This is a genomic window from Oleiphilus sp. HI0080, from assembly GCF_001635135.1.
On record NZ_LWFU01000656.1, the window covers coordinates 1 to 4,406 of the forward strand.

Annotated in this window: 4 protein-coding genes and 1 pseudogene; all 5 read right to left on the minus strand. The window is 48.7% G+C overall.

The genetic code is table 11. The features are described 5' to 3' along the window. A pseudogene (locus A3751_RS14275) lies at positions 1-693 on the minus strand (hypothetical protein); the annotation flags it as partial. A 61-nt stretch (positions 694-754) separates the two neighbouring features. Beyond that, complete coding sequence (locus A3751_RS14280) at positions 755-1,600, minus strand: HlyC/CorC family transporter (protein ID WP_068457284.1); 846 nt, start codon at positions 1,598-1,600, stop codon at positions 755-757. An 8-nt stretch (positions 1,601-1,608) separates the two neighbouring features. Beyond that, the gene (gene ybeY / locus A3751_RS14285) at positions 1,609-2,073 is read right to left on the minus strand and encodes an rRNA maturation RNase YbeY (RefSeq protein WP_068457286.1); all 465 of its coding nucleotides are present in this window, start codon (positions 2,071-2,073) and stop codon (positions 1,609-1,611) included. Continuing rightward, the gene (locus A3751_RS14290) at positions 2,066-3,073 is read right to left on the minus strand and encodes a PhoH family protein (protein ID WP_068457289.1); all 1,008 of its coding nucleotides are present in this window, start codon (positions 3,071-3,073) and stop codon (positions 2,066-2,068) included. The genes ybeY and A3751_RS14290 overlap by 8 nt, the downstream gene beginning before the upstream one ends. Further along, positions 3,063-4,406 (minus strand): tRNA (N6-isopentenyl adenosine(37)-C2)-methylthiotransferase MiaB (miaB, locus tag A3751_RS14295; RefSeq protein ID WP_082863274.1); only part of this gene is annotated, 1,344 nt, incomplete at its 5' end. The genes A3751_RS14290 and miaB, both read right to left, overlap by 11 nt.

The following is a 4,406-nucleotide window of genomic DNA, read 5'->3' on the forward strand; positions in this document are numbered from 1 at the left end:
CAATTGGATCAAAGCGACTTCCTGCAGCTTTCCTGTTGAAACCGTCCAGTTTTTGTCCTTCAAAAGATAACCCGGAGTCCATAGCGCTATCAAAAGGAGTGTTACAAGCAAGGCGGTACGGTGTTGTCGATCAATGCTGAGCGCAACTAAGGCGCCGGAGGTAATACTAAGTATGAGGGTTGTTCCGTAGCTGCCAATCAAGGGTAGCCATCCGGATAATGGGCNATCAAGCTGTGAGTNGNCGATAAACAGCCATGGAAAACCGGTGAGGAACANGCTGCGTACTAAGTCGTTTCCCACCCACAGTGTCGCAAAGAGAAGCACGTTAAAACCCAAATACTTGGACTTTAACTTCGAATAGAGCCAAAACATGAAACCATGAAACAAACCCAGTGCGGCAACAAAGAATAACGTAAGGAAACCGGCTAATGCTGGAGGGGCATTGCCGTAAGTGTTGATGCTGACATAAACCCACGAAGCGCCTGAGGCAAATAAGCCGAAACCAATCAGCCAACCATGATAAAAGGCGCTCTTGGGGCTAAGGTAGGAGTTGGGGTCGAGCGCTTTCGTGAGGGCTAAGAACAAAACCAGAGAGCCTATGCTGGCCACCCAGTAGTCGTAAGGGCTCAGCGCAAGTGTCTGTAGGGCGCCCGATAAAAATATAGCGACCGATAGAATGAGTGCGCCTCGCATGGTTTCCTTCTTATTGTTTTTGGGCGAGCGCGTGTTTCGGCGCTCGCTCTTGTTGTGTCTCTCAAGCGTTAAGTTTTTCTAACTTTAATAGCCTGACGGTTCGACTATCGGCGTTCAGTACAGTGATCTTAAAACCTTCGAATCGAGTCTCATCGCCTCGGTTGGGCAAGCGGCCAAATCGTTTGATCGCGTACCCACCAATCGTATCGAACTCATCTTCTGGAACCTGAACATCAAAATACTCGTTAAACTCCTCGATCGTTGTGAGTGCTTTTACAGTAAACTCTTTATCGCTAAGCGTTTTGATGTTGGTCTCTTCTTCGATGTCATGCTCGTCCTCAATCTCGCCAACGATCTGTTCTAGCACGTCCTCGATAGTGACGAGTCCTGACGGCGTACCATATTCGTCTATGACAATTGCCATATGGTTACGATTTCGCTTGAAGTCTTTGAGCAGTTCATTCAATCGTTTGCTTTCCGGTATCTTCGAAGCAGGGCGAAGCAAATCTATCACGGCGCTTCGTCTCAATTCGCCCTTTAGAGCGAGAGGAAGGAGGTCCTTCGCGAGTAGGATGCCTTCAAGCTCATCATCTGAGTCTCCAAACACGGGGAAGCGTGAATGTGCAGATTCGATGATATCATCAATATACTCTTCGGGGTCTGCATCTGCGTTCACGGTAATCATCTGGGAGCGCGGTATCATGACTTCACGCGCCTGCATTTTGGTAACCTGAATGGCACCTTCAATAATGCTCAGTGCGTCTGCGTCCAGAACGTTTCTTTGCTCTGAATCTCTTAAGATTTCAAGCAGTTCATCAACGCTATCAGGTTGATCAGAAAATGCTTGCGATATGCGTTCTAGCCAGCTTTTCGAAGCTGGCTCGCTACTGGGAGTGTCGTCGTTCATTAGTTGAACTAGTTTGCCTCTTGGGAATACGGATTTGCGTAGCCTAATTCATGGAGAATCTTAATTTCAAGTCCTTCCATCTCATCAGCCTCAATATCATCGATGTGGTCATAGCCTAGTAAGTGCAGAACGCCATGTACTGTCATGTGCGCCCAATGCGACTTTTCATCTTTGTTTTGTTCTTTAGCTTCAGCGTTAACCACTTGGGCGCAGATGATTAGATCGCCTAACAGATCAAGCTCTATGTGTTCTGGCGCTTCAAAAGGAAAAGAAAGCACATTCGTCGGCTTGTCCTTGTCACGGTAGTTGGCATTTAGCTCTTGGATCTCGGGCGTATCGACGACGCGGATAGTCAGTTCAAAGTGCTTGTCGGTTGCCATAAGGGCGGCGAGTGACCACGCTTTGAACTCTGCATTACTTGGCACGCCAGTATAATTGGTAGCGACTTGCAGATCTAAATCAATGCTAGCCATTCTTTTGTCCTTTCGAGTCGAAACGATCGTATGCTTCAACAATGCGTTGCACAAGCGGGTGACGGACGACATCTTTAGAGTTAAAGCTCGTTACGCTTATACCCGCTACACCGCCAAGGATATCCATGCATTGTGATAATCCGGATTTTGCTCCTTTAGGGAGATCTGTTTGGGTGATATCGCCAGTAATGATGGCTGTAGAGCCAAAGCCGATCCGGGTTAAGAACATTTTCATTTGCTCGGGCGTTGTGTTTTGGCTCTCATCTAAAATGATGAACGCGTTGTTGAGTGTTCTTCCTCGCATGAACGCAAGCGGGGCAATTTCTATGACGTTCTTTTCAATCAGGCGAGCGACTTGTTCGAAACCAAGCATGTCATACAGAGCGTCATAAAGAGGGCGCAAATACGGATCGACTTTCTGCGCAAGATCGCCCGGCAAGAATCCTAGCTTCTCGCCGGCTTCCACAGCAGGGCGAACTAATAGAATACGTTTAACCTCTTCCTTTTGCAGTGCTTCGACAGCGCATGCCACGGCTAGGTACGTCTTGCCGGTACCGGCGGGCCCAATGCCAAAGTTGATATCGTGCTGTTTAACCCGCTGTAAATAGAGTATCTGGTTCTGGTTACGCGCTTTCACCTGAAGCTTGGGTGTCTTGATGATAGCGTGGATGTCTTCGACTGGCTGGGCAGTGGCAATATCCTGAGAGGCCTCTTGAATATAGAGCTGAACGCTCTCTAGATTGACGTCTCTTTGATGCTCTGTGTCTCGATACAGGTACTTCAGTATATTTGCAGCGGCTTGTGCGCGGTCCTCATCGTCAGAGCGGATATTAAACATTGCGCCGCGCCTGTTGATTTCCACCAGAAGGCGTTTCTCAATGTATTTGATGTTCTCGTCAAACGGGCCGCACAAAATTGATAGCCTCTGATTATCTTCAGGGCTGAGAGTGATACTACGTTTGGCGACGCTACTGTTTTTCTCTCCAGAATTAGTAGTCATTGTTATCTATGCGCTCACCACGAAGGGAATTGGGGTAGGCATCAACAATGTTCACGTCAATGAAACGACCTATTAGAGCGGCATCGCTACGGTCCTGATTGGCCTTGAAGTTAACCACGCGGTTGTTTTCAGTTCGGCCTTGCAATTCACCTGGATCCTTTTTAGAGAAACCGGTAACCAAGATGCGCTGCTGCGTTCCAACCATGCGTCGGCTTATCTCATGGGCGCTTTGTGTGATGCGTTGTTGCAAAATATGCAGCCGCTGTTTTTTCAATTCCTCTGGGGTTTCATCTTTTAGGTCCGCGGCAGGAGTGCCAGGGCGCGCGCTATAGATGAAGCTAAACGATGTATCAAAACCGACGTCGTTGATTAGTTTCATTGTATCTTCGAAGTCTTTCTCTGTTTCACCGGGAAAGCCAATGATAAAGTCGGACGAGAGGCTGATATCTGGGCGAATTTTTCGTAAGCGACGTAGCTTAGACTTATATTCAAGAGCAGTATGACCGCGCTTCATCGCCGCGAGGATTCGATCCGAGCCACTTTGTACTGGGAGGTGTAAGTGGCTAACCAACTCCGGTACGGTCTCATAAACATCAATCAAGGCATCCGAAAACTCTACCGGGTGTGAGGTTGTGTAGCGGATTCGATCTACGCCGTCAATCGCAGCAATCAGCGTGATGAGCTCTGCTAGATCCATCACGTCATCATCGTGCGTCTTGCCCTGATAGGCATTGACGTTTTGGCCCAGCAAGTTCACTTCTCGAACTCCCTGAGATGCGAGATGAACGACTTCTGCAATCACGTCATCAACGGGGCGGCTGACTTCTTCGCCACGCGTGTAAGGCACCACGCAAAATGTACAGTACTTGCTGCAGCCTTCCATGATTGAGACGAAAGCCGATGCGCCCTCTACACCCGGGGCGGGTAGGTGGTCGAATTTTTCGACCTCCGGGAAGCTGATGTCAATTACACCAACGTCGGTAGTCTTGGATGCATCGATCATTTCTGGTAGTCGATGCAGTGTTTGGGGGCCAAAAACAACGTCAACAAAAGGCGCGCGGTCACGAATAGCCTCGCCTTCCTGGCTCGCAACGCAGCCGCCGACACCTATCGTCAGATTTGGGTTTGAGTCTTTGAGTTTCTTCCAGCGCCCTAGTTGGTGGAACACTTTTTCCTGCGCTTTTTCTCTTATAGAACAAGTATTCAATAAGAGAATATCAGCATCGTCTGCGCTGTCGGTAAGTTCAACGTCTTGGCCTTCACGAAGCAGGTCTGCCATGCGCGATGAGTCGTACTCATTCATCTGGCAGCCGTGCGTTTTGATAAACAGCTT

What these genes read in the sequence shown, in the direction of transcription:
- A3751_RS14280 (WP_068457284.1), bottom strand. Translation starts at nt 1,600, where the DNA reads ATGAACGACGACACTCCCAGTAGCGAGCCAGCTTCGAAAAGCTGGCTA.
- ybeY (WP_068457286.1), bottom strand. Translation starts at nt 2,073, where the DNA reads ATGGCTAGCATTGATTTAGATCTGCAAGTCGCTACCAATTATACTGGC.
- A3751_RS14290 (WP_068457289.1), bottom strand. Translation starts at nt 3,073, where the DNA reads ATGACTACTAATTCTGGAGAGAAAAACAGTAGCGTCGCCAAACGTAGT.